Annotated in this window: 21 protein-coding genes; 3 read left to right on the forward strand and 18 right to left on the reverse strand. The window is 40.0% G+C overall.

The genetic code is table 11. The features are described 5' to 3' along the window. Window positions 1-12: 12 nt before the first annotated feature. The 11 genes from ACYVSB_RS01025 to ACYVSB_RS01075 are packed head-to-tail and all read right to left on the reverse strand — an operon-like array spanning window position 13 to window position 9,932. Entirely contained in the window at window positions 13-606 is a 594-nt protein-coding gene (locus ACYVSB_RS01025; protein ID WP_461218075.1) for a YitT family protein, read from the reverse strand. A gap of 21 nt (window positions 607-627) precedes the next feature. Next, a complete protein-coding gene (locus ACYVSB_RS01030; RefSeq protein WP_461218076.1) occupies window positions 628-1,854 on the reverse strand; it encodes a PTS transporter subunit EIIC in 1,227 nt (408 codons plus the stop codon). An 11-nt stretch (window positions 1,855-1,865) separates the two neighbouring features. Continuing rightward, on the reverse strand, window positions 1,866-2,201 hold the full coding sequence (locus ACYVSB_RS01035; RefSeq protein WP_461218077.1) for a PTS sugar transporter subunit IIB: 336 nt from the start codon (window positions 2,199-2,201) through the stop codon (window positions 1,866-1,868). Next, complete coding sequence (locus ACYVSB_RS01040; RefSeq protein ID WP_461218078.1) at window positions 2,201-2,515, reverse strand: PTS lactose/cellobiose transporter subunit IIA; 315 nt, start codon at window positions 2,513-2,515, stop codon at window positions 2,201-2,203. Before ACYVSB_RS01040 ends, ACYVSB_RS01035 begins: the two co-directional genes overlap by 1 nt. Continuing rightward, window positions 2,499-4,526: a PTS sugar transporter subunit IIA gene (locus ACYVSB_RS01045; RefSeq protein ID WP_461218079.1), complete on the reverse strand. Its 2,028-nt coding sequence runs from the start codon at window positions 4,524-4,526 to the stop codon at window positions 2,499-2,501. The genes ACYVSB_RS01040 and ACYVSB_RS01045 overlap by 17 nt, the downstream gene beginning before the upstream one ends. Beyond that, the gene (locus ACYVSB_RS01050; protein ID WP_461218080.1) at window positions 4,526-5,104 is read right to left on the reverse strand and encodes a hypothetical protein; all 579 of its coding nucleotides are present in this window, start codon (window positions 5,102-5,104) and stop codon (window positions 4,526-4,528) included. Before ACYVSB_RS01050 ends, ACYVSB_RS01045 begins: the two co-directional genes overlap by 1 nt. 12 nt (window positions 5,105-5,116) lie before the next feature. After that, on the reverse strand, window positions 5,117-5,941 hold the full coding sequence (locus ACYVSB_RS01055; RefSeq protein WP_461218081.1) for a carbohydrate ABC transporter permease: 825 nt from the start codon (window positions 5,939-5,941) through the stop codon (window positions 5,117-5,119). A 2-nt stretch (window positions 5,942-5,943) separates the two neighbouring features. After that, the gene (locus ACYVSB_RS01060) at window positions 5,944-6,927 is read right to left on the reverse strand and encodes a carbohydrate ABC transporter permease (RefSeq protein ID WP_461218082.1); all 984 of its coding nucleotides are present in this window, start codon (window positions 6,925-6,927) and stop codon (window positions 5,944-5,946) included. An 18-nt stretch (window positions 6,928-6,945) separates the two neighbouring features. After that, window positions 6,946-8,199: an ABC transporter substrate-binding protein gene (locus tag ACYVSB_RS01065; RefSeq protein ID WP_461218083.1), complete on the reverse strand. Its 1,254-nt coding sequence runs from the start codon at window positions 8,197-8,199 to the stop codon at window positions 6,946-6,948. A gap of 15 nt (window positions 8,200-8,214) precedes the next feature. Next, complete coding sequence (locus ACYVSB_RS01070; RefSeq protein ID WP_461218084.1) at window positions 8,215-8,979, reverse strand: sugar phosphate isomerase/epimerase family protein; 765 nt, start codon at window positions 8,977-8,979, stop codon at window positions 8,215-8,217. A 2-nt stretch (window positions 8,980-8,981) separates the two neighbouring features. Further along, on the reverse strand, window positions 8,982-9,932 hold the full coding sequence (locus ACYVSB_RS01075; RefSeq protein WP_461218085.1) for an aldo/keto reductase: 951 nt from the start codon (window positions 9,930-9,932) through the stop codon (window positions 8,982-8,984). Between the two features lie 183 nt (window positions 9,933-10,115). Here ACYVSB_RS01075 and ACYVSB_RS01080 point away from each other — a divergent pair, with 183 nt between their 5' ends. Beyond that, on the forward strand, window positions 10,116-10,979 hold the full coding sequence (locus ACYVSB_RS01080) for a metallophosphoesterase (protein ID WP_461218086.1): 864 nt from the start codon (window positions 10,116-10,118) through the stop codon (window positions 10,977-10,979). A gap of 168 nt (window positions 10,980-11,147) precedes the next feature. On the opposite strand, the gene ACYVSB_RS01085 is transcribed toward ACYVSB_RS01080, so the two are convergent. From ACYVSB_RS01085 to ACYVSB_RS01115, 7 genes are all read right to left on the reverse strand, one after another. Beyond that, window positions 11,148-12,158, reverse strand: a complete 1,011-nt coding sequence (locus ACYVSB_RS01085; RefSeq protein ID WP_461218087.1) for an aldose epimerase family protein — start codon at window positions 12,156-12,158, stop codon at window positions 11,148-11,150. Between the two features lie 21 nt (window positions 12,159-12,179). Beyond that, on the reverse strand, window positions 12,180-12,872 hold the full coding sequence (locus tag ACYVSB_RS01090) for an N-acetylmannosamine-6-phosphate 2-epimerase (RefSeq protein WP_461218088.1): 693 nt from the start codon (window positions 12,870-12,872) through the stop codon (window positions 12,180-12,182). Next, entirely contained in the window at window positions 12,862-13,755 is an 894-nt protein-coding gene (locus ACYVSB_RS01095; protein WP_461218089.1) for an ROK family protein, read from the reverse strand. Before ACYVSB_RS01095 ends, ACYVSB_RS01090 begins: the two co-directional genes overlap by 11 nt. Window positions 13,756-13,818: 63 nt before the next feature. Then, complete coding sequence (locus ACYVSB_RS01100) at window positions 13,819-14,451, reverse strand: hypothetical protein (protein WP_461218090.1); 633 nt, start codon at window positions 14,449-14,451, stop codon at window positions 13,819-13,821. Window positions 14,452-14,472: 21 nt separating this feature from the next. After that, complete coding sequence (locus ACYVSB_RS01105) at window positions 14,473-16,602, reverse strand: hydantoinase/oxoprolinase family protein (protein WP_461218091.1); 2,130 nt, start codon at window positions 16,600-16,602, stop codon at window positions 14,473-14,475. A 27-nt stretch (window positions 16,603-16,629) separates the two neighbouring features. Then, window positions 16,630-17,916, reverse strand: a complete 1,287-nt coding sequence (locus tag ACYVSB_RS01110; protein ID WP_461218092.1) for a citrate transporter — start codon at window positions 17,914-17,916, stop codon at window positions 16,630-16,632. Between the two features lie 21 nt (window positions 17,917-17,937). Next, window positions 17,938-19,359 (reverse strand): FAD-dependent oxidoreductase, encoded by a 1,422-nt coding sequence (locus tag ACYVSB_RS01115; RefSeq protein ID WP_461218093.1) that lies wholly within the window; start codon window positions 19,357-19,359, stop codon window positions 17,938-17,940. Window positions 19,360-19,614: 255 nt separating this feature from the next. Between ACYVSB_RS01115 and ACYVSB_RS01120 the strand changes: the two genes are divergently transcribed. Both ACYVSB_RS01120 and ACYVSB_RS01125 read left to right on the forward strand, forming a co-directional pair. Then, window positions 19,615-20,472 carry a MurR/RpiR family transcriptional regulator gene (locus tag ACYVSB_RS01120; RefSeq protein WP_461218094.1) on the forward strand — a complete coding sequence of 286 codons (858 nt, stop codon included), beginning with the start codon at window positions 19,615-19,617 and terminating at the stop codon, window positions 20,470-20,472. A 1,407-nt stretch (window positions 20,473-21,879) separates the two neighbouring features. Further along, on the forward strand, window positions 21,880-23,184 hold the full coding sequence (locus tag ACYVSB_RS01125; protein ID WP_461218095.1) for an ABC transporter substrate-binding protein: 1,305 nt from the start codon (window positions 21,880-21,882) through the stop codon (window positions 23,182-23,184). Window positions 23,185-23,249 lie beyond the last annotated feature (65 nt).

Genomic DNA, 23,249 nt, shown 5'->3' on the forward strand with positions numbered 1-23,249 from the left:
AATATTTTTCTTTCAAGAAACAAGATCAGTAGGTGTCTTATCTCGCTTCATAAAAAAGTCCACCACTTTAGTAAAACAATAACTGAATAATAGACCCAAAAGTACTTCCTTTATTCCATAAGAAAACAATCCTAAAATCAAAACTAAATAATTAATGTAACGTAGATAAACTGCCACAGAAAACTTAGGAAACCGCCGATTCAGAACAACTGCAAAAACGTCCAATCCAGCAGTAGATGAGTCCTCTGACAGGCAACAATAATAGCCAGTTGCAATCATTAATACGGCCAGAATAAAATCTATCACAAGGTTAGTGTGTAAAGTGAATGGCAACCGATAAAAGAGATTGAAGAAAAAGAGATACGATACGCTACTGACTACCGATGAAAAAAAGAAAAATTTTCCCAAAAAGACAAATGAAACAACTAGTAAAATTACTGTGATCACATTTGTAAATATCGTGATGTTTAGAGTCGTTAGTTTACTGAATATCAAGGATAGGCTTGTAACACCGCCATTTATAATTTTATTTGGTACCATTAACTTTGCATATGCCAATCCCAGTATGGAATTTCCAAAAAAGATCTTTAAAAATGATTTTGTCATTTATTCTAATTCTCCGAGAATCTAAAAATCTAAATCTAAATCATCATATTTATGACTACCTTTTGTTTCAACATAATTTGCTTCAAAAGCTTTAAAAAATGGCCAATACATTAATGTCGCTAATCCAATCGTTCCCAGTGTTAAGATTAGCGACCGCCAATCCAAAGTTGCTAAGAGAGCAGCAAACGGCAACGGCATATCCGCAACAAAATAGGTCGGGAGTGCGACCCATCCCATTTTGAAAACAAACCACTGAACAACGCCTAATATTGGTGTTCCCACTACTAGAGGAAAGAAAAAGTAGGGATTCATTACAACTGGGATACCGAAAATAATTGGCTCAGATACTGAAAAACAGGCCCCACCAATTGATGATCGTCCTAATTGCCGCAACTTAGCCTTTTTGCTTAGCAATGTAAGGATGACTAGTGCACCAGTGATTCCAGCTCCAGTGGCGCTTAAGAAGTAATCCCAAAAGTTAGGAGTAAAAATATATTTCGGTGTTTCCCCAAGTGCCATTGCATGAAAATTCGCATTCAAATTACTGGTCGCGAACAATAATACTACTGGTGCCAAGATCCCATAGCCATTGACTCCGATGTACCAAAGGAACGTCTCAAGAAAAACTATCAAGAAAACCATAAACGGATTATCAATATTGATTTCATTGATTACGTTCCTAATTCCTAATTGACTCCAGTATCTAGTTAACAGATAGCATCCGAGAAAGGCAAAACCGAAATAAAGCATGAGCAACAGGTTGTCTAAAAACTTCATTGGAATATTCAGCCTTTTCTTGATACTTTTTAGTATAAATTGATAACCAGTAATCAGTACAAAACCAACTAATAAGGCCAGAAGCGGTAGCAATAATAATTCTGTTCTAGCATCACTTAGATGTTCTCCAGATACCAATAGATAAACTACAGAGCTGCAAATATAGTAATACAGATTCCCGTGTTCGCGATAAAGTAAAAAGCATAAAATGGCTAAAAATAACCAACCGCAATTATTAGTCAATAACAGTAAAGCCTTTGAAACCAGCAACTCGAACGAGTGATTATGGATAAACATCAGATTCAACTGTTTGGCAATTGCAATCACTGATGAAACTAACAGTATATAGTTGAAATATAGAAAAGCATTTTTCATATTTCTGAAATACTGATTACTCTCAATTTTCCCTAAGACTGGCATAATTTTGATTTGAATTTTGCTTACTGAACGATTTAGTCTGTCTAAGGTCATGCTATCAGTCCTTAATTATGAGTTTTAATTTGATAGATTGCCTCTTTTAAAATATTTGCGGCATTCATACTGCCGTAATCTGCCGCATCAATTACAACCACAGGAATATCTAACCCGGCAACCTTTTGTTCAATTTCCTGATGTCGATGTCCAACTTGAGGTCCTAACATGATCACCTGATATGACTTAGCTGTCTCCATACTGATATTTCCGGCTGGAATAGCATCGATTTTCAGTTGGACCGCTGCTAATTTTTTACTAGTTGCTGCAACTTCATTCATTTTTTTTACTAGAATACTTGTGGAAGCACCTAAATTGCATGCTAAACAAATCGACAAATTTTCCATTATTTCTCCTCTAACCTATAAAGTTTTATGAATTCATCTACAATTGTGGACATTAAAATGGTGTTCATCAGCGTATCCTGAGCATGAATCAGTAAAACATTGATTTCATTACCCTCACCATTTACCTCATTTACCATTAAGTCCGTCTGAAGATTATGAGCCTCATTCATTAATGTTTCCGCTTCGGCTTTTTTCACCGCCGCTTTTTCAAAATCCTTTTCGCGCGCATCTTGCAAAGCCTCAACCAGCATCGTGAATGCAGTTCCAGCTTTTGAAATCAATGCGAATGAAATTTCCTCAGTCGTCATTTCCATGTTGCACCTCTTGAATCCGCAGAATATTGTTGATTTTATTCTCAATCCGCTTTCTATTTTCTTCATCAGTTAATGAAAAGATTGTTTCATCATCGAGGACCCATTGAACTATTTTCTCAACCACGGGATATGATCGATGATCCTTAACTGCAATCGTGATAATTACACTGACAGGAAACACATTTTTCCCAGGAAAAGCAATCGGATTGTGAAACACATGCATACTGAAGCCATTCTTGATAACCCCGTCTTGCTCGCCAGCATGGGCCAGTAGAATCCCTGGTGTAATAATCATGTATGGACCAAATCTTTCAATATTACTGATTATTTTCTCAGTATATTTCGGATCGATTGATTTCTTGGCTAGAAGTTCACTGGCACTAAGCCGGATAGCACTCTGCCAAGTTTGTTGTGACTGGTGATACTTTAGCATGGTCGAATCAAAGATAAAGTCGGGTAGATTGGGTTGATCTTCCTCCAGTAAATTCGATGCTAAAATCTTAATAATTTTTGACTCTAACTTGGTCATGTTGATTTCAACATGGACTTCTTCAGAAATAGCATTCATGATTTGCGATAATTTCCCCAGTCGACGAGGAATGAATGAATACCCATTCGCGAGAAGCCGGTGTTTGATCTGCACGAAGAAGTCGTCCGAGAACGCCTTATCCGAATAAAGAATCTTTTCAGAATCAACCTCGGGCAAGCGCACTGTTGAAATGATCAAATCGTAATGTGCTACCATCGGTGCTTCAAATTTAAAAACCGAAGTTGTATCAATATGATCAGAATCAATTAAATTGCTAACCTTACTCTTCAGCACGCTGGAGATTGCACGGCCTTCACCACAAATAATTAAAATCCGCGGCGATTTGAAGGCTTTCGGTGCATTTTGCTCGATTTCATTAATATAATACAAAGTAATTAATGCTGCTTCTGATGCCTCAACGTCTTCAAAAATTCCGTTCTGAAATGTTTGAATCGCAGTAAAAATAACATAATATAGGTTCTTATATTCGCCCATCAACGTACCACTATCTAAATCATGAAACGGAATATTATTTTCATACCTAAAAATAAAACGTTGAATATGATTGATCAGTGACGGTGATTCCACTTTGAAATTATTCATTTCGAATGTATCGGATAATTCTCGGTCAATATAACGATTTAGTCGTCTAGCAAGATTAATACTTTTTTGTGGACTAGGGTTGTTTTGCTTAGCTTCATCAATCAACCCTGAAATTATCTGTAGTTTCTTTGTGCGTGCGGTGATTTCTGAATGCTTAATCAATTCTAGATACTTATAGTTCAAAATCATCAAGAAGAGAAAATTTGTATCGTCAATCTCACTCAATGACTTTCGTGAAAATAGAATCGTCTGGTCCAACGAACTAAACAAAATATCCAAATCAAAAATATCAAAGAAAACCAAATCCCCGGTCTTGGAATATATATTGTCCTGATAATAAAAACTATAAATTTCGCGGATATTAATCATCTTTTTTAGAACTTCGATAAAGTATGAAAAACGCCGAAAATCATATTTTTCAATCAAGTAACCTTTTCGTGCAACGTTTGATAGCAAGATGTTCTCGTTTTCAAATTCATCAGTAATCTGGTCAATTGTATTAACAATCGTTGTTCGTGATGCTGATAGTGTTTCTACAAAGTAATTAATCGGAACCCGCTCGTCTGCAAGCAACAACTTCAACTCAATGAAATACTTGATTTGTTCTGCCGTGTATTTAAACTGTTCTGGAGTTGTATGTGAAATAAAGAATTCAATTTCTTTCTTTACCTCGTCATATCGATCAATCACTAAACAATCCTTGATGATGAAAATCTGACCCAACTTCTTCTCTTTTAGGAAATAATTGATCTTTCCAAGTGCGTAGTGAATTTGGTTAGCAGAAAGTTTCAACTTCTTTTGGATTTTCGCTACGGTAACCTTTTCATTTTCGTTCAGAGCAAACCTTAGAAGATCAATTTCTCGCTGACCAAGTTTCATTAGCGCTCCTCCTGGAACCCGAAGATTTTGACTCTCTGAGCATTAACTATTCGGTCAGTCCAAATCACAAGAAGCCCAATGGAAACAATAGCTAACGCAGGAAAGAGATAGGTAATTAGACCTGCAACTAGGAGCAGCAGGATGTCCCCGATCCAAACTGGAATCCCACTTAAAATCAATCTAACTCCATCCAATAAGACATCTTTCGAATAACTTCGTCCCTGTGCCAATCCCTGTAATAAAATCGAATAAAGAGGTAAAACAATCAAAATCCCCATCGTCAAAAAACAAGTGAGAACTATTGTGAATCCGGCACTCAATTGTGGTATCAAATTCAGATTCAGTATAAAAATAATTCCAACAAACAGAGCTGAAATTTCCAGCAAGAGACATGTGATAATGGTTTGACGTTTTTTTAGGACTTGCCACTTATCGGTCTTATTCTCTTGTAGATAAACATGGGCAGCAACAATTCCGTAGAAGAATCCTACAATGGTCAATGCTCCAATCAAAACTATCCCACTGAGAATGATGACATCCATTAATCTTGCTTGTAGGGCAATAAATCGTTCTTTCATGAATACTCCTGTCTACTGTTTAACCGCCCCTTCAGTGATACCAGAGATCAGTTGTTTGCTAAAGAATGCAAATACAACCAATAGAGGCAGCGTTGCTAGTAAAGTGCCCGTAATTACCAATGGATAGTTTGTCTTATATAATCCTTGTAACTGAGTTAGAGCCAGCATCAATGTATATTTTGATTCATCATTCAAAATGATTAATGGCCACATATAATCATTCCAGGCTCCCATAAATGAGTACAACGCCAGAAATGCTAAGGCTGGTCGCATAATTGGCAAAATGACTTTGTAATATGCTTTAAATAAAGTACACCCATCTAGTTTCGCAGATTCGATCAGACTGTCAGGAATTGCATCGGCACAGTATTGCTTAATCCAGAAAATACCAAATGCATTTGCCATCCCCGGAATAATCAAAGCCTTGTAAGAGCCGACCCAGCCAATTTTATCCATCAAATAGAAGGAAGGAATGATATTTAATTGACCAGGAATCATCATCGTTCCAAGTAGAAACATGAACAGAAACGTCTTTCCTTTGAATTTAAGCTTCGCAAACGCAAATCCAGCTAAGGAATCAAAGAATAAGATCAAAATGGTAGAAGTCAAAGCAACAAATAATGTATTAAACAATGAGCTGAAGAATGTTGTTTCAGTAAAAACGGTTTTGATGTTAGTTAGTAACTGGCTTCCCAACAATAAGCTTGGTGGAATCTGATAAATCTCACTATTGTCCTTGCTTGCCATAACGATCATCCAGTAAAAAGGAAAAATAGAAAGGAAAACACCGATTCCCAGAAACAATCTGACAAGAAACTTGAATAAACGGTTGTTCACGCTCACTCCCCCTTAATCCGATAAGTCGTTAGATACCAGTTAAGCAATGAGAATACTAGAATGATCAACACTAATGCCCATGCAATAGCAGATCCATATCCATATTCGTTATTGGTAAAGGCAGTATTGTAAAGATAATAGACAATTGTCATGGCCCCTCCCTCAGGAGTTGCCCCTTGTGGCACCAATACTTGTGCCTCCGAGAACACTTGTAACCCACCAATAGTTGACATCATAACGGTAAATAAAATAATTGGTTTAAGCTGTGGTATTGTAATGTTCCAGAATATTTGCATATTGGTCGCACCGTCAATGACGGCCGCTTCGTAATAATCATTCGGAATTTTCGTGATACCAGTTAGATAGATTATCATATTGTAGCCGACGTACATCCAGAAGTTGATCAATGCAATCACTATTCGAACCCAAAAAGGAGATGTGATCCAGTTGATAGGTTTCAGACCAAACCACTGTAAAAGCGAGTTAGCCAGGCCATCCAAATTAGAGAAGATTAGGCCGAATAAGATTGTGACCGCAACTACCGACGTGATATTTGGTAAAAAGAAAATCGATTTCAGAAGTTCCTTATGCTTAATAAATTTTAGGTTGATCAGGAAGGCTAAGATCAACGCTAGAAACAACATTGGAAATGTACCAATAGCCCAAATAATCAGCGTATTCTTCACTGACAAGAAGAAATCGGCATCCCGAAATAAACGCGCAAAATTAGATAAACCAACAAATTTAATATTTCCTAATCCGTCCCACTTACTAAAGGCCAAGACACCTGAAAAAATGATTGGAAATAAGCCGAAGATCAAAAACAAAATATAAAACGGTGATATAAAAACGTAAGGAGCAATCTTATCAAAATTGAATTTTCTTTTTGATTTAGATTCAGAATTCATCATTTCACTATTCTCCATCCTTGCCTCTCCAGACAAGTTTATGACATTGATCTGCTTCTTTTGCTTGATCAATGCCATATTCTTGTATCTGTTCTTCTATTCTTTTGACATCTCTTTTACTTTTTTAACGGCATCTTGCCATGCCTTATCTGAATTCTTTCCTTGCTCAGCAACCAAAATGATTTGGTCCTCAAAGCACTTGAATGCAGCCGTTTCACGAGGATCGGATGGCACATATTTTAATTTATTCGCAACTTCGATAAAGTAATGATTGAACTCTTCGTCCCCAAACAATTTATTTTTGGTTGTCTTGAATGCCTGATCATAAACTTTTTTATTAGCTGGGAATAATGCCAATTCTTCATAATTTGCACGTTGACTCGCCTCATTCGTCAGATACTTGACAACATCTGCGGCCTCTTTCGGATGACTTGAAGTCTTAATGACTGCCAAGTATGAACCGCCATAGTTAGAAGCACCTAATGGTGTACGCGCAATCATCCATTGTTCTGGTTTAACGCCATTTTCGCCTAGATCATTAATGCCCCAAGAAGCCTGTACCGTTCCGCCAAATAGTCCCTTTTGAACAGCATTGGCACCATCTGCGCTGTTTCCTTTTGCACCAAGCGCATACCCCTTTTCCTCGGCAGTTACGGCATAATCCCAAACTTCCTTAAGCTGACCATCGCCAAATGTAAGTTTCCCATTTTCGTCATAAATATATTTGGTCATGGTTCGTGATTTGGCCTGGAGTAATCCTAATGACGATTGAAAGAAGGGCATTCCTGTCTTATCTTTCAATTGCTTCGCTGCAGCCATCAAACTGTCGTCATCTTTGATTAACGCACTGACTTCCTTATCATCGGTTGGTAACCCAGCTTTTTTAAAGGCACTAACGTTATAGAACAAAGCAGTCGGGCCAATATCGATTGGCATCGCAATTTGTGACTTTTTGTCATTTGTAAAGCAGGAATTCCATTTCCACTCCACAAAATCATCTGCCAATTTTTCCGTGTCATAGTCCCGAAGGTTTACAAATTTGTCCGCGTATGGCATGTAGTCAGAAATATTGCTATTAATAGCTGTAATATCAGGAGCCGACTTGGAATTTAAACTCGCCTTTAGTTTTGTGTCAAAATCATCATTTGCTGGAATTTGCTTGAAGCTTAATTTGTAATTTGGAAACTTTTCTTTTGCTTTGGCCATCGATTTCTTGCTGATCGCACCGTTATAATAATTAATTGATAATTCAACTTTATCGGTATTAGAAGCATTTCCGTTACTACATCCGGCCAGCATTGCTCCCCCCATAAAGGACATGGCTAACACCAGAATATGACTCTTCTTCATTTTTACTCCTCCTTGTTAGATGGACATCAAATAGTCAAAACTTTTCGACAAACTGTTGAAAACGCCGATTTTTGAATAGTCTTGCTCAATGCAATAATAATCGACTCCGTTTTCTTCGCCCCAAGAAACAATTGACTTAAAATCCAAATCGCCGCTTCCTAACTCTGTCAGGTTATGATCCATATCATCCGGCGCAAACCCTTTGATATAGTCTTTTAGGTGAACGATAGGGGCCCTTCCGGAGAACTTCTTGAACTCCTCGACAGGATCTTTGCCCGCGACGGAAATCCAATAGGTATCTGGCTCTGAATATATCCCCATGCCATAAACCGGATCCGTGACATAATCAAGCACGGTGCGTCCATCTATCGTATTATTGAAATCATATTCCGGACAGTGCAATCCGATTTTGAATCCGAGACCGCGTAATGACGTTTGAGCATCCAATAATTGCTTCTTTGTTTTTACATAACCCTCCAAATATTGGTCGTCATCATCGATATATTTGTCATAAATGGTTTTGCACCCAAATAGCAGTGATTCAGAAATAATGCCATCTAAATCGTTGAAAAAGCGATCATGTTTGATATGCATACCTGCAATCTGAAAATCATATTTATCAACTAACTCTTTTATTTCCTCCGGTTCATGCCCGCGCATACCATCCAATTGAACCGCCTCAAAGCCGATCTCCTTAAGCGTTCGGAAGGTCAACTCAGGATCGGCTTCCAATTCCTTTCGAACAGAATACATTTGCGCTGCAATTTTAGCTTTTTTCATAATTAGTTTCCTCCCATTTTTAGTTGCTCAATTTCAGCAGGGGAGAGTGGTAAATTCATTGCTTCGACGGATTCAAGCAATTGCCATTCCTCTTCTGGTCCAATAGTTGCATATGACGGAAAGGCTTGGTTCAGCACATATGCCAATGAAATTTGAATCGGTTTTACCCCTTTTTCCTTTCCAAGCTTCTCACAGACGCTTAAGCGCTTCCAATTGGTTTCGTTGAAATAGACTTGTACAAACTCCTTCTTAGCCGGGTCATTGACATCTTCAGGTGTAAATCTATTCCCGAAAAACGCTTCTGCTTGAGCCGACCAAGAAATGAGTGGAAAGTTATTCTCCTCATGCCAAGCAAGCATTGTCTCATCAGCGGTAACGCAATTCTCCCACCGTGGCTCATTCACCTTTGCTAAACTGAAATTTGGGCTGTTAAAAGATAGTGGATTCAGATTGTTATTTTCACAATACTTTTTGGCTTCAATCACTCGCGGTAGCTCCCAGTTTGAAACGCCGAATGCTCGAATCACTTTATCATCCACAAGTTTGCTAAGTGTCTCCATCAACGGCCCAACCGGTTGCGTCGGATCATCTCGGTGTAAAAGTAGCACATCAACATAGTCAGTCTGTAGCATCTCCAAGCTTGTCTCAATGTCCGCCAAAATAGCTTCAGGATTAACTCGTGGAACATCTAGTTTTCCTCGAATTGGGTGGCACGCCTTGGTAATAATCGTATAATCTTCACGTTTCTTATCTGAGAGCCACTTCCCTATTACTGACTCACTTTCCCGATAATGCCTGGCCGTATCAAATGTACGTCCGCCCTTGCTAACATAAAGCGTAAACATCTTATCCACTTTCTCCATGTTATCAAGTTTTAGATAATCGCTTGATCCAAGAATCAGCTTTGACAAAATCACCTTTCCATCCTTGACCGTATATGAATCTTGTTTCATTCTAAAGCCCCTCTTCTGATTGACATTTAATCACAACCTGAGATTAGCAAAAAAATAAAACGCTTTCAATGCTCCGGGTAACAAATTTTTATGTCTTTCAATTATCAAATTGTTATTGAAGCGCTTGCATTAAATTTCTTAATGAATTATTTTAACGGTATAGCCTTAAGGAGGTTCTCGGAAATGAATGTTATCGACGACAAATCTTTAGAAATATTGCAGTTTACAGATATTCATATTGGTCAGACACCTTTGAATAAAGAAGATCTTAAAACGCTCAAAATGATTGACCTGACACTGGCAACAACTCCGGCCGACCTTGCTGTTATCACCGGTGACTTAATCTGGTCCGATGGTGTAACCGCCCCAGAAAAAGGCTTGGCTTCATTAGCTAAGATTTTCAACAAATATTCAATACCTGTGGCCATCACCTATGGCAATCATGATTCTGAGGCATCCTTGACCCGATCAGATCTGCACGAGCTCGAGGCCAAACTCTTTAATAATTTAGCCGTCAAGACCAATCGTTTCTACGATGCCAACCAGAAAGAGTGTTTTACAATTGAAATAAATCGAGGTAATCGACTATCTAATGTTTTGTATTTCATTGATTCCGGCGCTGATGCCTTGATTGACTACGAAAGTTACGATTGGGTTTCTTTGGAGCAGATTCAATGGTATGAGGAGACGTATAAAAAACTAAGTACAATCAACCCTACCAACGATTTATGCTTTCTTCACATCCCTCTACCTGAATATAAACAGGCAAGCGAGCATATTATTGATGGCAATTTCTGGGAGCTAAACCCAAGAATCTCCTCCCCAAAATTAAATACGGGGCTATTTAGCCATATATTCGGTAATCATCACATTTTAGGAATCTTTTGTGGGCATGATCATGATAATAACTTCGAGGGTGTTTATTTGGGTCACAGATTAATCTACGGAAATGTTTCCGGATACAATTGTTATGGTGAGTTACCACGTGGATTTCGTTCAATTGGCTTGACTGCTACGAACATGGTAACCACTATACATGAGTTTTAACGGCATTGGCCGGTCCAACCCAACAAGAACAATACGAACAACTGTCATACATTCTTACTACCTACTACCAGCACAATGATTTTCACTTCAAAAAAGCAAATTAAATACGACCACTGTTTACCTAATATTCTGCTATTGGTAAGCACTGGCCGTATTTTTATTGCTGGGCTAATATTTAAAATGCCATGCGATGTTTCGTTCCGCCATGGATCCTGGTAGTAACGAAATATCTGACCAATCCTCATCGTATTCCGGTGCCACCTGAGCTTCTAGTGCAATTCCACCCCAATGTGGAATTGCACTAGTAAGAGACTCCCTGAAATGGTTTCCTGTATAGATAACAACTGCAGGCGCATCAGTTTGCAATGTCACTTGACGACAATTTCGTCTAGACATTAATGTAACGGCATCACCCGCTGATGAATCAAGTAAGAACGCGTGATTGAGCCCGCCAACAAGCTTGATTTGTTGATTTTGACTAGTCAATATTTTGCGAAGCGAATTGGGTCTCTTCAAATCAAAGACGCTTTCGGCAACTGAAGTCCAACCAGAAACTGGTGTGTTGTTTTGATTAACCGGTTGAATATAACTTGAGTTGACGGCAATATCCTGATCAAGAATATTTGTTCCCGGGCCATCCAATGAGAAATAGGTGTGATTAGTGGGATTAAAGAGCGTCAATTTATCTGTCAATCCTTCGATGTGGAGCTGCAGTATATCATTATCGGTTAGTTTATACGTTACCGAAATAATCATATTTCCGGGGTACCCATTGTTTCCATCAGAATCAAGAAGCCGCATAGTCACAGAGTTATCTCCTAGTGACTGGATGCTAAATATGCGTCGATCTAAACCTTCAGTACCACCATGTTTATGTCGACCACTATCATTGTTCTCTAAAGAAACTGAGCGGCCACCAATTTTCCAAACTGCCATCGGTAAGCGGCCAGCAACTCGACCTACTATCGCTCCAAAGTAAGTTCGCTGATTCAAATAATCCTCTATTTTGGGCAGGCTAAGAATGATGTTCTCGTGTCCCTGATTGGATGGCACCTCCAGTCGCCAGATGGCTGCCCCATAATTGATAATTGTTACCCTAACGCCATTGTCATTTTCGATTGTTATGGCATATAGGGAGCGTCCGTTTTGACTACCGAAATTAGCCAATCTAACTGTCATGAAATGCCTCCAAAACTTGATCTATGCTTGAATTGCATCAATAAACCGACTGGCGATTTCCTGTGGCCGTGTGATTGCGCCACCGACAACAACAGCATACGCCCCCAACTCGAGAACCCGGCGCGCTTTTTCTGGAGTATCAATCTTACCTTCACAAATAACCGGGCGATCTGACGTAGCCAGAACCTGTTTCAAATAGGAGAAATCATTATCCGCAATATTCATACCTGCTGTCTCCGAAGTATACCCATGCATTGTCGTTCCAATGATATCAAATCCTAGTGAAATAGCAGTCTCAACATCTGCAATTGAACCAGTGTCTGCCATTAGTAGCGTATCTGGAAACTCCTCACGCATTGTCAATACAATCTCTGAAAGGTCTGTCTTACATGGACGTTCACGCCGAGTCACATCACAGGCCACTACAGAAACACCCGTTGTCGCAACTGCGCGCATTTCCTTTATTGTTGGTGTAATATACACTTGTGAGTCAGCGTATTCACGCTTAATAATACCAATAATGGGTAAAGTTGTTTCATCTTGAATTGATTCAATATCAACTACTGAATTTGCACGAATACCTGCCGCTCCCGCCAAAGTGGCCGCGTGGGCCATTCTTCCCATAATAAACGAACTGTATAATGGTTCGTCAGGTAATGCTTGACAGGAAACGATTAGCTTTCCTTTGACCTGTTTTAGAAAATCATTCTTCAATTGTTACATCCTCCATTTTGGTGCCTTGATGCGCCATGATTGCCATTGTTGCGCCGATCAACTGTGCGTCATTCGCCAAACTCGACACACGAATATTAGTTTTTAAAAAACCAGCCGGCAAATTATTTAGAACTGCTTCTGTCAAAAGATTCTCTAGGAAATCCCCTTGCTGCGCAATGGATCCACCAATAATGATCATTTTTGGATCATGTATCAAAATAATTGCAACAAGTCCTTTGGCAACTTGATTGGCCCATAATCCCAGTAATCTTTGACAACGTGGATCATTTTTTCGGGCTAACTCAAATACTTGCTTGATTTCCAAGCCTTGATTGATCAATCCTTTGGCCAAATTCGTTGTCGACGCTGCTTGTTCAAAATTCAGATTTTCTGTAGCGGGCAAGTAGCCAATCGCATTCGCCTGGGAATGTGCCCCATGCACCAATTGACCATCACAATAATAAGCGCCACCAATGCCTGTGCCCAACGTGAGACAGTAAACTGAATCTATCCCCAAAGCTGCTCCCTTACTACATTCACCCAACAAGGCAGCATCCACATCGTTCAACACTGCAACAGGTAATGCGGTGTGCTCTTCAAGCATTTTACGGACTTCGGTTCCTACATAATTGGGAATAGTGGGACTCGCATAATCAATGGTACCTTCTGATGAAACGATGCCCGCTGTACTCACACCAATTCCCACAATATCGTATCTGTCCCTCAATTTTTTCCATACATGAACCATACTCAAGACGATACCGTCTTTGCTGTTTTCAGGAGTCGGATAATACCAATGCTCGCTGATTTCTAATTCCTGATTGACAAGCCCATATTTGACGGTCGTACCTCCGATATCAAATGCCAGAAAATATTCATTCAATTTATTCCCTCCAAAAAAGAAGAGTGAACACGAATTTACGCCTTCACTCCTTCCATGTTTCAATTAACTATTCGATTCGGTCTGATCAGCATATGCTTGCTGCGCAATATCGAGCCAATTTGAATCTAGCTTGCCTTTATTTATTAGGTAGAGATAGTCATAATAATTAGGTAGAATTGGTAGCTGAAGATATGACTTGGCGAATGCATTCGCGCCGATCTCGCTTGTTCGCAGAATTGTTGCTGTTCGTTTCCAGCCAAAGATAGAAGGGAGTGCCACAACGGGGAGTTGCTCATTTATTGGTTTTCCAGACTTTAATTCCAAATAATGAAAGTACTCATGTGCTAAGTGAATGTTGAGTGCTCTTTCATAGTTGATCTGAGCCGAAGAAGCGATTTCCTCGATCGACTCACGATAATAAATGATCTTTGACTTACCATGGCGATCATCCTCATATTGCGCGCGAATCTCCGTCGAGAAAAGTTTGCCAGAGCGCCCCTGTTCCTCCAATTCGACCCCGGCGTCCTGAAGCAATTTGGATATTGACGCCTTGGGGCATTTTTCGGCATACTTACGTCCCAATTCTAGTGCACTTGCTACGTATTCAGAACGTTGCTCCATTGGAATCCGTTCATAAAGTAAATCCTGTTTCAATTCCAGATCACCCAAAAATTCATCAGAGTATTTTGAGCTCAAGACTACACCTCCTCGTATCACTTATTTGTATGCAACTGCAATCAGCTCTTCTGAATCCTTCATCATTTCCGTTTCAACATCAACGATAGACAATAGCTGCTCAATCGTTTGCATCCCCGTCAAATCCAAAGCCTTTTCCTTGTAGAAAAGGAATACCTTGGGAATTGTCGCATTAGCGTCAGAATAGGTCGTATAGTCGTCAATGAAGGGAACCAATTTTGACCGAATTTCTGATTTTGTGCACATTGTACTATATGTTAATTTTTGTTTGAATCTAACTACACCCTCACGATCGATCACACAGCTGTTTTGCTGGTGACGCTTCAAAAAAAGGAATCCGGATGTGGTAACTGAGTTAACTAATTTCCAACGTCCAGTTGCTTCTGCAATTGTAACTGTGGCAGGATCGGCATTTAAAGCATCCGAGGCAATCTTAATGATCTGATCGTTGGTCAACGTTAATTCATTGAAATTCTTTTGCCGCAGTTCAGTAGCACCTGTGGCAACTGCACGAACGACATTACGCTGTGAATCGATCTCCACATTAACATCAACAGTTGATTCATTAGCCCCTGACTGAACGATCTTATCAATGACATCCGCCCGGATCTGCTTGATATCCTGATCCGTCGGATTGGTGATCGACCGTTCTATCTGCTCTCGCACCATCGCAAGTGCAACACCAATCGTTGAAATATAAGGCGCGTTCTTCGCAATTTTAAATTTAGCTTTCATCGCCTCGGCAAGTGCTGGGGCAATTACTGTGGCACTCCCACCACCACCAATAAAAGTAACCAAATTTGGATCCAAGTCATAATTATCAATTAATTCTTCAACCGTTGGACGAAGCTTCTCAATTGCTTTATTAACGACCTGTCGAGCGGTTTCCTTACCAGAAATGCCAAGATGCTTACCCAGCACTTCCCATGCAATCTGATTGCTTTCATCAATACCATGGGCATAGTCGTTATCCGGGACATATCCCAATAAATTTGCAGCACCTGCTAATGTATATGAAAATGTGCCTTGATCTGTCTTAATAACAGCATACTCCGCCGGATCACTCGGTCTTGGCGATACATAGTCAACTGTCGGATGATCAAATTGATCCGTAGGCGTAAAACACTCATATTCCAAGTTGGCAATATGTGCGCTTCGAGGTCCAACATCAACAATTTTCCCATCTGCGATCCGTACCATGCTACCGCCAGCCACACCCAACGTTCGGACATCAAGCGAACGCAAGTAAGTTTTGAATCCGCCAACCTGAGCATACTTGATCATGACTTGTCCATTTTTGATGACTGAAATATCAACACTTGTCCCACCAGCCTCAAAGAAAATTCCATCACTGACTTTTTCATACATCAAGGCACCAGCAACACCTGCTGCTAAGCCTGATAGCATTGTGAGAATTGGTCTTTTGCGGACTTCATTGATATTCATAACACCGCCATCACAGCGCATGATCATTAGGTTACTCTTGATCTTGGTATCAAGAACAGCTTGCTCCGTCATATTGGCAGTCTGCATCATTTTGGGGATCAGCGACGCATTAATGACCGCTGTCCGCGTTCGTATTTTTAAGCCGTATAGTTCTGAAATCTCGTGTCCACCAGTTGCATAGATTCCTTTATCTTGCGCAGCCTTAATGACACGCAATTCGTTAGTTGGATCGTCGACACTGTATGCCTCGCTCGCCACGATTACTTCACTATCATCATCCTTAAGCGATTCAATTGTCTCAGAAATGGATTGATCCGTTAATTTCGCCGAATCTAAGAACTGGCTTTTCGTGCTTAAATACTTTTTTGGAGCGAGCTCAATTGGTGGCACTTGAGTCTCCTTCTGAGCTCCCTTACCATCAAAACCAGTTCCCATTCCAATAATTCCAACACTGGCTACATCACCTTCAAGTAATGCATTAGTAGCTTGCGTCGTCCCATGTGCAATGAAAGCAACATCGTCTGGAGCAATATTACCTTCTTTAAGTAATTCTCTGACAATACGGACGATCCCGACAGCTACGCCTTCCTTATGCGTCGTTGGAATCTTTATTTTGCTAACAATCTCATACGTTTCGTTGTCAATGGCAACCGCATCTGTGAACGTCCCACCAACATCGATTCCGATTCGAACTTTGCGACTCATTACAATTCACACCTTTACAAAAATCTATTAATAGAGCATAAATGCTGCAACAATCAAACCAACAAAGGTAGAAGCTGCAATCCATGGCAATGTCTTCTTCAAAATATCATTAACATCACTCTTCGTGAAATCGGCCACCCAAACATTTTGTGAGTTTGTTGGATCACAGACGGCCTGAACATTACTGTCAAGACGCAATGCAATCATCGCTGCGACAGGATTCATACCTCCAGCAACCAGTAGCGTTAAAATCCCACTGCCAAGTCCCCAAACATTCAATGGTCCACGATAAATCGCTAAAGGAGACAGCAGACCGAAAATCAAAACAAAGGCGATAGGACCATGAGGAACAATCATTTCAATCGCTGGCTTCAAAATTGCAGCGACCTGTGGCGCCATAACACTGTTTAGTAACATGCCAATACCCATCATCAAACCAAGTGCACCGGCAACATCCTGAATCCCCTCAACAAACGCACTACTAACAACATGAACAGGCTTCTTAGGAGTACTCAGAATCAGCGCGGTCAAGATTCCAATAATGATTGAAATTACTAAAGGAAGTTTAAATGCAAAAACTAATACGACGGGAACAAGTGGGGATAACAATGCAATTGTCCTAACCTGCTTCATTCCACTTCCGGCGTTAGGGTTTGGCATTGCCCATGCACGTCGCTTTTTGCCTGAAAACTTAGTAAAGTAGACAACGAGCGCAATCGCGATAATGATAAGCGGAATTCCGCAAATCCAAGACCAATGTGTAACAGTCGCTAAAGGTAACTTCAAAACATCAATATAGACTGCTAATGTCGAAACCGAGAATGTTACCCCAATACCATTGGCCAACAGAAGTACAATCCCCGATAGGATAGGAGATAACCCTGCTGAAATCATAATTGGAATAATGATAGTTCCCACTAAAATCAGCATTCCTAAGCCATTACTCGCTGCAAAAATAACTGAGCTAACCGCAAGAAAGGCCAAGGAAATAGCAAGTGTTCGATCACCTGCAAGTTCAGCCGCCTTCTTAATAATTGCTTCTGTAATGCCAACTTTGCTCAGAACCCGACCGAACAATGATCCAAAAATCAGACCCGAAATGGCGGTCGACATTCGCATTGAGCCAAGCTCCAAAACATTATTGGCAATCGTGTAAACTTTGGCATCCGTCGAAAAAATTGGTACACCGGCAATTAGCGCCATGAGGATGGCCATAATTGGCAGCGCCAACAAAGTAGGTAGTTTTCGAGCCATCATCAGGCCCACCATAATAGCAAATACAGCAAGAATACCCACAACTTGTAGAGTTTCCATTTTGATCCTCCATATAAAGAATTATTTCGTTAATTTTTCAATGTAACTGCCCTGACTGATCAATGTATCCTGTAATACTGCAACGTCAACCTTCTGAACTGATTGTCCATGATGCCACGCTTGAGCCGCAGCGGTTCCTGCCGCTTGACCCAATGCAGTCATCGTAGGAGTTGTCCGAATTGCGGCCTGTGCTTCAAAGGTTGCGGAAACACATCGCCCGGTAACCAAAAGATTATCGACTTCACGGGGAAGTAAAATCTCATAAGGAATCTGATAATAATTATCCATCACCGATCGATCAAAATGATCATCAGTCATTTCGGTCTTCAATTTCGAATGAACAGAAGAGGTTCCTTCGCCCTTGGGATTATGGATATCGATAGGATAACCATTGTGGGCAATTGTTGATTTGAACGGCTTGCTACTCAACACGTCGCTTCCGGTCAATGTATAAACACCACGAATTTGACGGGAACCACGAACCCCAACACTTGGTCCAGAAAACGCAATTTTTGCATGTTCGAATCCCGGAATATACTTGACTAAGAAATGATAGAGCTCGTTACATTGCTGACGTCCGATCATTTCGGCGTGGGTCAGACTACGCGCATCAACACCATTTTCGTCAATAATTCGAGTAGTATTCATAATAAACTCTCCGGGATTATTCGTTTCGAAAAACAGAACATCTTCTCGAGGTATCGAAATTTCACCACGAGCTTTGGCGGCGTTAAACTCCTCCTGGAACCCGTCGAACGACAGGAATGGAACCTTGCGCATGACGTCTAAATCACGATTAAGTCTTGGAAAACGTTCCGGGTCGGCCAAGACAGCATGTCGCAATTCCGCGGAATCAACATCATACACTTTTAGGTTCATCGTCATCGGTTGTGATGCGTTATCCGACTCCCGTCCCAGTTGAAAATTAACACCACTGGCCGTAGCAAGATCAGCATCTCCCGTTGCATCAATATAATAATCAGCAACCACTCGTCTGACACCGTCTTTATTTGAAATAAATATCGTTGTCGTTTGTCGATCGGTTCTTTCAGCATCAATGAGGTAGGTGTGAAATAAGACGTCAACGTCAGCTGCCACAATCATTTGATCCAAGACTAACTTAAGTCCCTCCGCATCAAACGGTGTGACATAAGAAATGTAATTTGTCGTATCTAGAACATGACCTGGAGAAAAGTTCTGTTCAACCAAATTCGAAACAATCTCCTGGCCGATCCCTTTGATTACCTGCTTTTCACCAGCAAAGAACGTCATCATTGGTCCGACGCCCATGGCTGTGAGCGAACCACCAAAGTAACCGTTCTGATCGATAATCAATGTTTTTGCACCATTCCTCGCTGCTGCGATTGCGGCACAAACACCTGACATACCACCGCCTACAACAACAACATCATACCGAAAATCCTTCTGATTAACTCGAATCATAGTTACCCTCCCTACGAAAAAATCATGACAGCGCTATCACAAATAGAATATTACGCCATTTTCAAAATATGTCAACCTTTCTGGCGAAAATTTTTATAATCAATCATCTGTTGAGAAATTAAACTACAGTATTTTCACCATTAATGTAACTGAGCTTGTCCAAATTACTGGTTTGGCGTACAATGAATGTTGTGTCGACTGAAATCTCGGTTACAACTGTATTTCACTTCACGATAATGACTAAGGACTGATATGATGCAATCAGCAGTGATTATGAAGATCTATTCGTTACAATCAAGTTTTACAGTTAGTGAAAACGAGATTTCTCAGTTTGTCATAAAGGATCCTGAGTTCGTTATCACCAGTACGATTACATCTTTGGCAAAAAAAATTGATACCTCTGAAGCGAGTATCAACAGATTCTGTAAAAAAATTGGGTATAAAGGCTTCAATAACTTCAAAGTTGCATTAGCGCAAAGTAATTTTCAACGCGAACAGGCTGACCAAATGCTGATTCGTGATAGCAATGTGATCGAATCTATGTCTAGCGATTATCGAGCGATGATTCTTAACTCCTCAGCAATGTTGGAACTGGATGCCATTGATAACGCGGTTGCCGCCCTGAAGGCTGCTACAGTTATTCACATCATTGCTCTTTATACAACTTCATTTGTTGCCAATGAGTTCTCCTTTAGACTTCGGCAACTAGGACTGAATGTCCGTATTCACACCGAAATGCTAGACATTCAACTTAGCATGCAGAACGTTACCGCCGATGATTTAGTCTTTTTAATTGTACCTTCAGTTGCCAGTCGAGATGTCTTAACATTTATAGGCATGGCCAAAGACCACGACGCCGATGTGATTCTCCTAGCGGGAAACGACAGCACTAAAATCAATGATTCGGTAGACGTAAAGTTAATCATTCCAGACCGCATGCTGGCGGATCATCCCTTATTGTTCTCTAACTCAGCCATGTACCTCTTTGCCACGGATATTTTGGTGGCGCAATTGATCAATTCAAGCAAGGTTTTCAAGAAACGTAAGCTGGCCAGTGATACAATTATTGATTCTTTCCAAAGTGCAAATAGTGGTTTATTTGACAATTATTGATACAGATGCCAGCCTCTCCACTTTATCGTTTATAACATAATTATTAATCGGCAATAATGAGAAAAGACAGTGATATCCTGAATTACGAGAATATCGCTGTCTTTTTGTATGCTTTTAGATATCACAATAACTACCAATCAACAAACGTAAACGCAACATCAGAGGACTCGCTAGACATATACCGACTACGATACAGGCCATAACCCGAATAAATTGACACTTTATGAATTATGTAAAAAGCGCATATATATGAGTTCGTTGTTGCTTCAAAACATCTTCACGAAGTACCTATGTTGACGATTCATCGCCTGTGTAAAAGACCATTCAATAGAATGCTTTTCATTTTGTTGTGCGGCGGCGCTTGTGTTGCTCTGCCATCCGATGCTCAGTCACGAAGGTGGTTTCACTGACATTTAATAAATATAAGTATCTTACGCTCCTACAATTGAAATTCTGATGGTATATCTCGCACATATTTGTCACGGATTATCTTTTCCAAGTCAAAACCATAATGATATTCCATGAAATCGCAGCATAATCGGCCTTAAACTTAAGAAACTCAGTCTACCTCCAAATGTTTTCGTAGACCAACGCGTAAGTTCTAGTATAGATAGCGATTCCCTTTAAACAATTTTGAGAGGAGGTTCTCAGGATGAATATGTTTAGGACGGTTCTTATGTAATATCATTTATTTAATTGATGCTTTTTACTCATGAATCAGCGGTTCGTTCTCCAGTTTAGGCAAATTATTTTCAAATTCTCGATAATCGAGAGTCTTGCTTCCGGAATTTGATAATTTGCAACACTCGGAGTTAGATAATAGGTTGGTTTGGCCCGGCTACCTATCCCCTATCCCTCTAATTGATTTAGTTGGAGTATTTAATCTCCGTCATAAAAGCTGCTATATCAATGTTGATCACGGCTGCGCCAAAGTTTAAAAGGATTCTATCAGTTTACAACACCACTTAGGTACACATCAAAAAATAGCAAATGAAATAACTGCCAACGTTACTACTACAGATAATGCCTGCTTTGATTCAGGATGCCTTATTCTAACCAATCTTTTTAGGTGTGATGTTATCTCACCAGACCGGAAATAAGAGATTTCTCTCCTATTCACCACAGAAGTAACCGAGAAAATTATGATTAGGTAATAATGTATATGCGCTCGAATGATTAATCGCAATTTAACTGGTTGCAAATAATCCATGATCTTTCGAAAAGGTTAATAAACGGAAAAGTAGAGAGAAACTCAGCCATTTTTGGATATACCAGATTTAGTAGATAATATAATTAACAAAACTCCGCATTTCACTCTCTTAAAGCGCTTCCACAAAGATGCTATTATTATATTGAAGATAAAGAGGCACAAGAAACTCTTTATGAAAAAATAAAAGGGAGATTATTATGAAGCAGAGAAAGTTTTTTTCAGCACTTTTAGTTGGAATATTGGGCGCTACACTTCTCAGTGCTTGTGGAGGTAGTCCTTCGAGTAAAGATGCAGGTAATGATTCTGCTAAGAATGAAGAACTAAGTATAATGCTCAGCGGATCTGAATCTGATGCTTTTGTAGACGGTTATAGGAAAATGATTGATAAGTTTAATAAAATAAATGAGTATGGCGTAACAGTTAAGCCGGAATTTTTAAGTTCATCTGATTATAAAACTAAACTAACCACAATGATGGCTTCTGATTCTGAGTCAGATATCATTTTCACCTATGAATTAGGCTACTTAGAGAATTTTGTTAATGGCGGAAAAATTGTCAATCTGCAAAAATATCTTGATAAGGATAAAGAGTGGGCGGACAGCTTTAATGATGGAACCATTGAACAATTGACTTACGATGGGGATGCTTATGGAATACCTACTGCACAAAGTATTGCTGTCATGTACTACAATAAAGCCATATTCGATAAATACGGTCTTACAATCCCCAACACATATGACGAATATCTTAAGATTTGTGAAACTCTGAAGAATAATGGGGTAACACCTGTGGCACTGGCTTCAACAGCTGATGACGCTTGGTTGGTATCGCAGTATATTCAGCAATTATCAAACGGTATTGCTGGCAATAAATTATTCGAAAATCTCAAGGCTGGATCTGGAAAATGGAATGATAAGGCAATGGTCCAGGCAGGCGAACTTTTCCAAAAAGAAGTCAGTAAAGGATACTATGAAGACGGATTTACCGGTGTGGGTGCTACTGAGGCCGAGGCATTGTTCCAGACTGGTCAAACGGCAATGTACTTCAATGGAACTTGGGAAGTCGCGAATCTTGATAATCCAGATATCTGCGAAGTCGCGGCTGATGTGCGCAGCTTTACGATGCCTCCTGTAACTAAGAAGAACGCTGACGTTTCAGTTGGCTCTTTAGACAACTCATTCGCTATAACCAAGAACTGCAAAAACGTCGATGCTGCAGTAGCGTTTCTGAAGTTCTGGTGCAATGAAGATAATGCTACTAAACTACTTTACGATTATGGAAAAATGCCATCAACATCCGTTACTGTCGATAAGAGCAAAATCTCAGCTCTAAGCAAAGAAATTCTTGCCCGTTTTGATGAGCAGAAGGCTCTGACCCCGTGGTTTGATCGTATGGATACCGATTTAGGAAACGAATTTAACAATAGCAGTATCGCGATTGCAAATGGTGACAACCCACAGAAAATTTTTGATAAACTGCAGGAATATGCCGCTTCTAAGTAACAATAATGACAAGAGTAAAGAATTTGAGCTGCCGATCATTTGGCAGCTCTTCCAGATTAAGGAGT

Source organism: Lapidilactobacillus salsurivasis (assembly GCF_054785215.1).

What these genes read in the sequence shown, in the direction of transcription:
- ACYVSB_RS01040 (WP_461218078.1), bottom strand. Translation starts at nt 2,515, where the DNA reads ATGGAAATGACGACTGAGGAAATTTCATTCGCATTGATTTCAAAAGCT.
- ACYVSB_RS01080 (WP_461218086.1), top strand. Translation starts at nt 10,116, where the DNA reads ATGAATGTTATCGACGACAAATCTTTAGAAATATTGCAGTTTACAGAT.
- ACYVSB_RS01060 (WP_461218082.1), bottom strand. Translation starts at nt 6,927, where the DNA reads ATGGCATTGATCAAGCAAAAGAAGCAGATCAATGTCATAAACTTGTCT.
- ACYVSB_RS01105 (WP_461218091.1), bottom strand. Translation starts at nt 16,602, where the DNA reads ATGAGTCGCAAAGTTCGAATCGGAATCGATGTTGGTGGGACGTTCACA.
- ACYVSB_RS01050 (WP_461218080.1), bottom strand. Translation starts at nt 5,104, where the DNA reads ATGAAAGAACGATTTATTGCCCTACAAGCAAGATTAATGGATGTCATC.
- ACYVSB_RS01115 (WP_461218093.1), bottom strand. Translation starts at nt 19,359, where the DNA reads ATGATTCGAGTTAATCAGAAGGATTTTCGGTATGATGTTGTTGTTGTA.
- ACYVSB_RS01030 (WP_461218076.1), bottom strand. Translation starts at nt 1,854, where the DNA reads ATGACCTTAGACAGACTAAATCGTTCAGTAAGCAAAATTCAAATCAAA.
- ACYVSB_RS01085 (WP_461218087.1), bottom strand. Translation starts at nt 12,158, where the DNA reads ATGACAGTTAGATTGGCTAATTTCGGTAGTCAAAACGGACGCTCCCTA.
- ACYVSB_RS01125 (WP_461218095.1), top strand. Translation starts at nt 21,880, where the DNA reads ATGAAGCAGAGAAAGTTTTTTTCAGCACTTTTAGTTGGAATATTGGGC.
- ACYVSB_RS01045 (WP_461218079.1), bottom strand. Translation starts at nt 4,526, where the DNA reads ATGAAACTTGGTCAGCGAGAAATTGATCTTCTAAGGTTTGCTCTGAAC.
- ACYVSB_RS01120 (WP_461218094.1), top strand. Translation starts at nt 19,615, where the DNA reads ATGCAATCAGCAGTGATTATGAAGATCTATTCGTTACAATCAAGTTTT.
- ACYVSB_RS01065 (WP_461218083.1), bottom strand. Translation starts at nt 8,199, where the DNA reads ATGAAGAAGAGTCATATTCTGGTGTTAGCCATGTCCTTTATGGGGGGA.
- ACYVSB_RS01035 (WP_461218077.1), bottom strand. Translation starts at nt 2,201, where the DNA reads ATGGAAAATTTGTCGATTTGTTTAGCATGCAATTTAGGTGCTTCCACA.
- ACYVSB_RS01070 (WP_461218084.1), bottom strand. Translation starts at nt 8,979, where the DNA reads ATGAAAAAAGCTAAAATTGCAGCGCAAATGTATTCTGTTCGAAAGGAA.
- ACYVSB_RS01025 (WP_461218075.1), bottom strand. Translation starts at nt 606, where the DNA reads ATGACAAAATCATTTTTAAAGATCTTTTTTGGAAATTCCATACTGGGA.
- ACYVSB_RS01110 (WP_461218092.1), bottom strand. Translation starts at nt 17,916, where the DNA reads ATGGAAACTCTACAAGTTGTGGGTATTCTTGCTGTATTTGCTATTATG.
- ACYVSB_RS01075 (WP_461218085.1), bottom strand. Translation starts at nt 9,932, where the DNA reads ATGAAACAAGATTCATATACGGTCAAGGATGGAAAGGTGATTTTGTCA.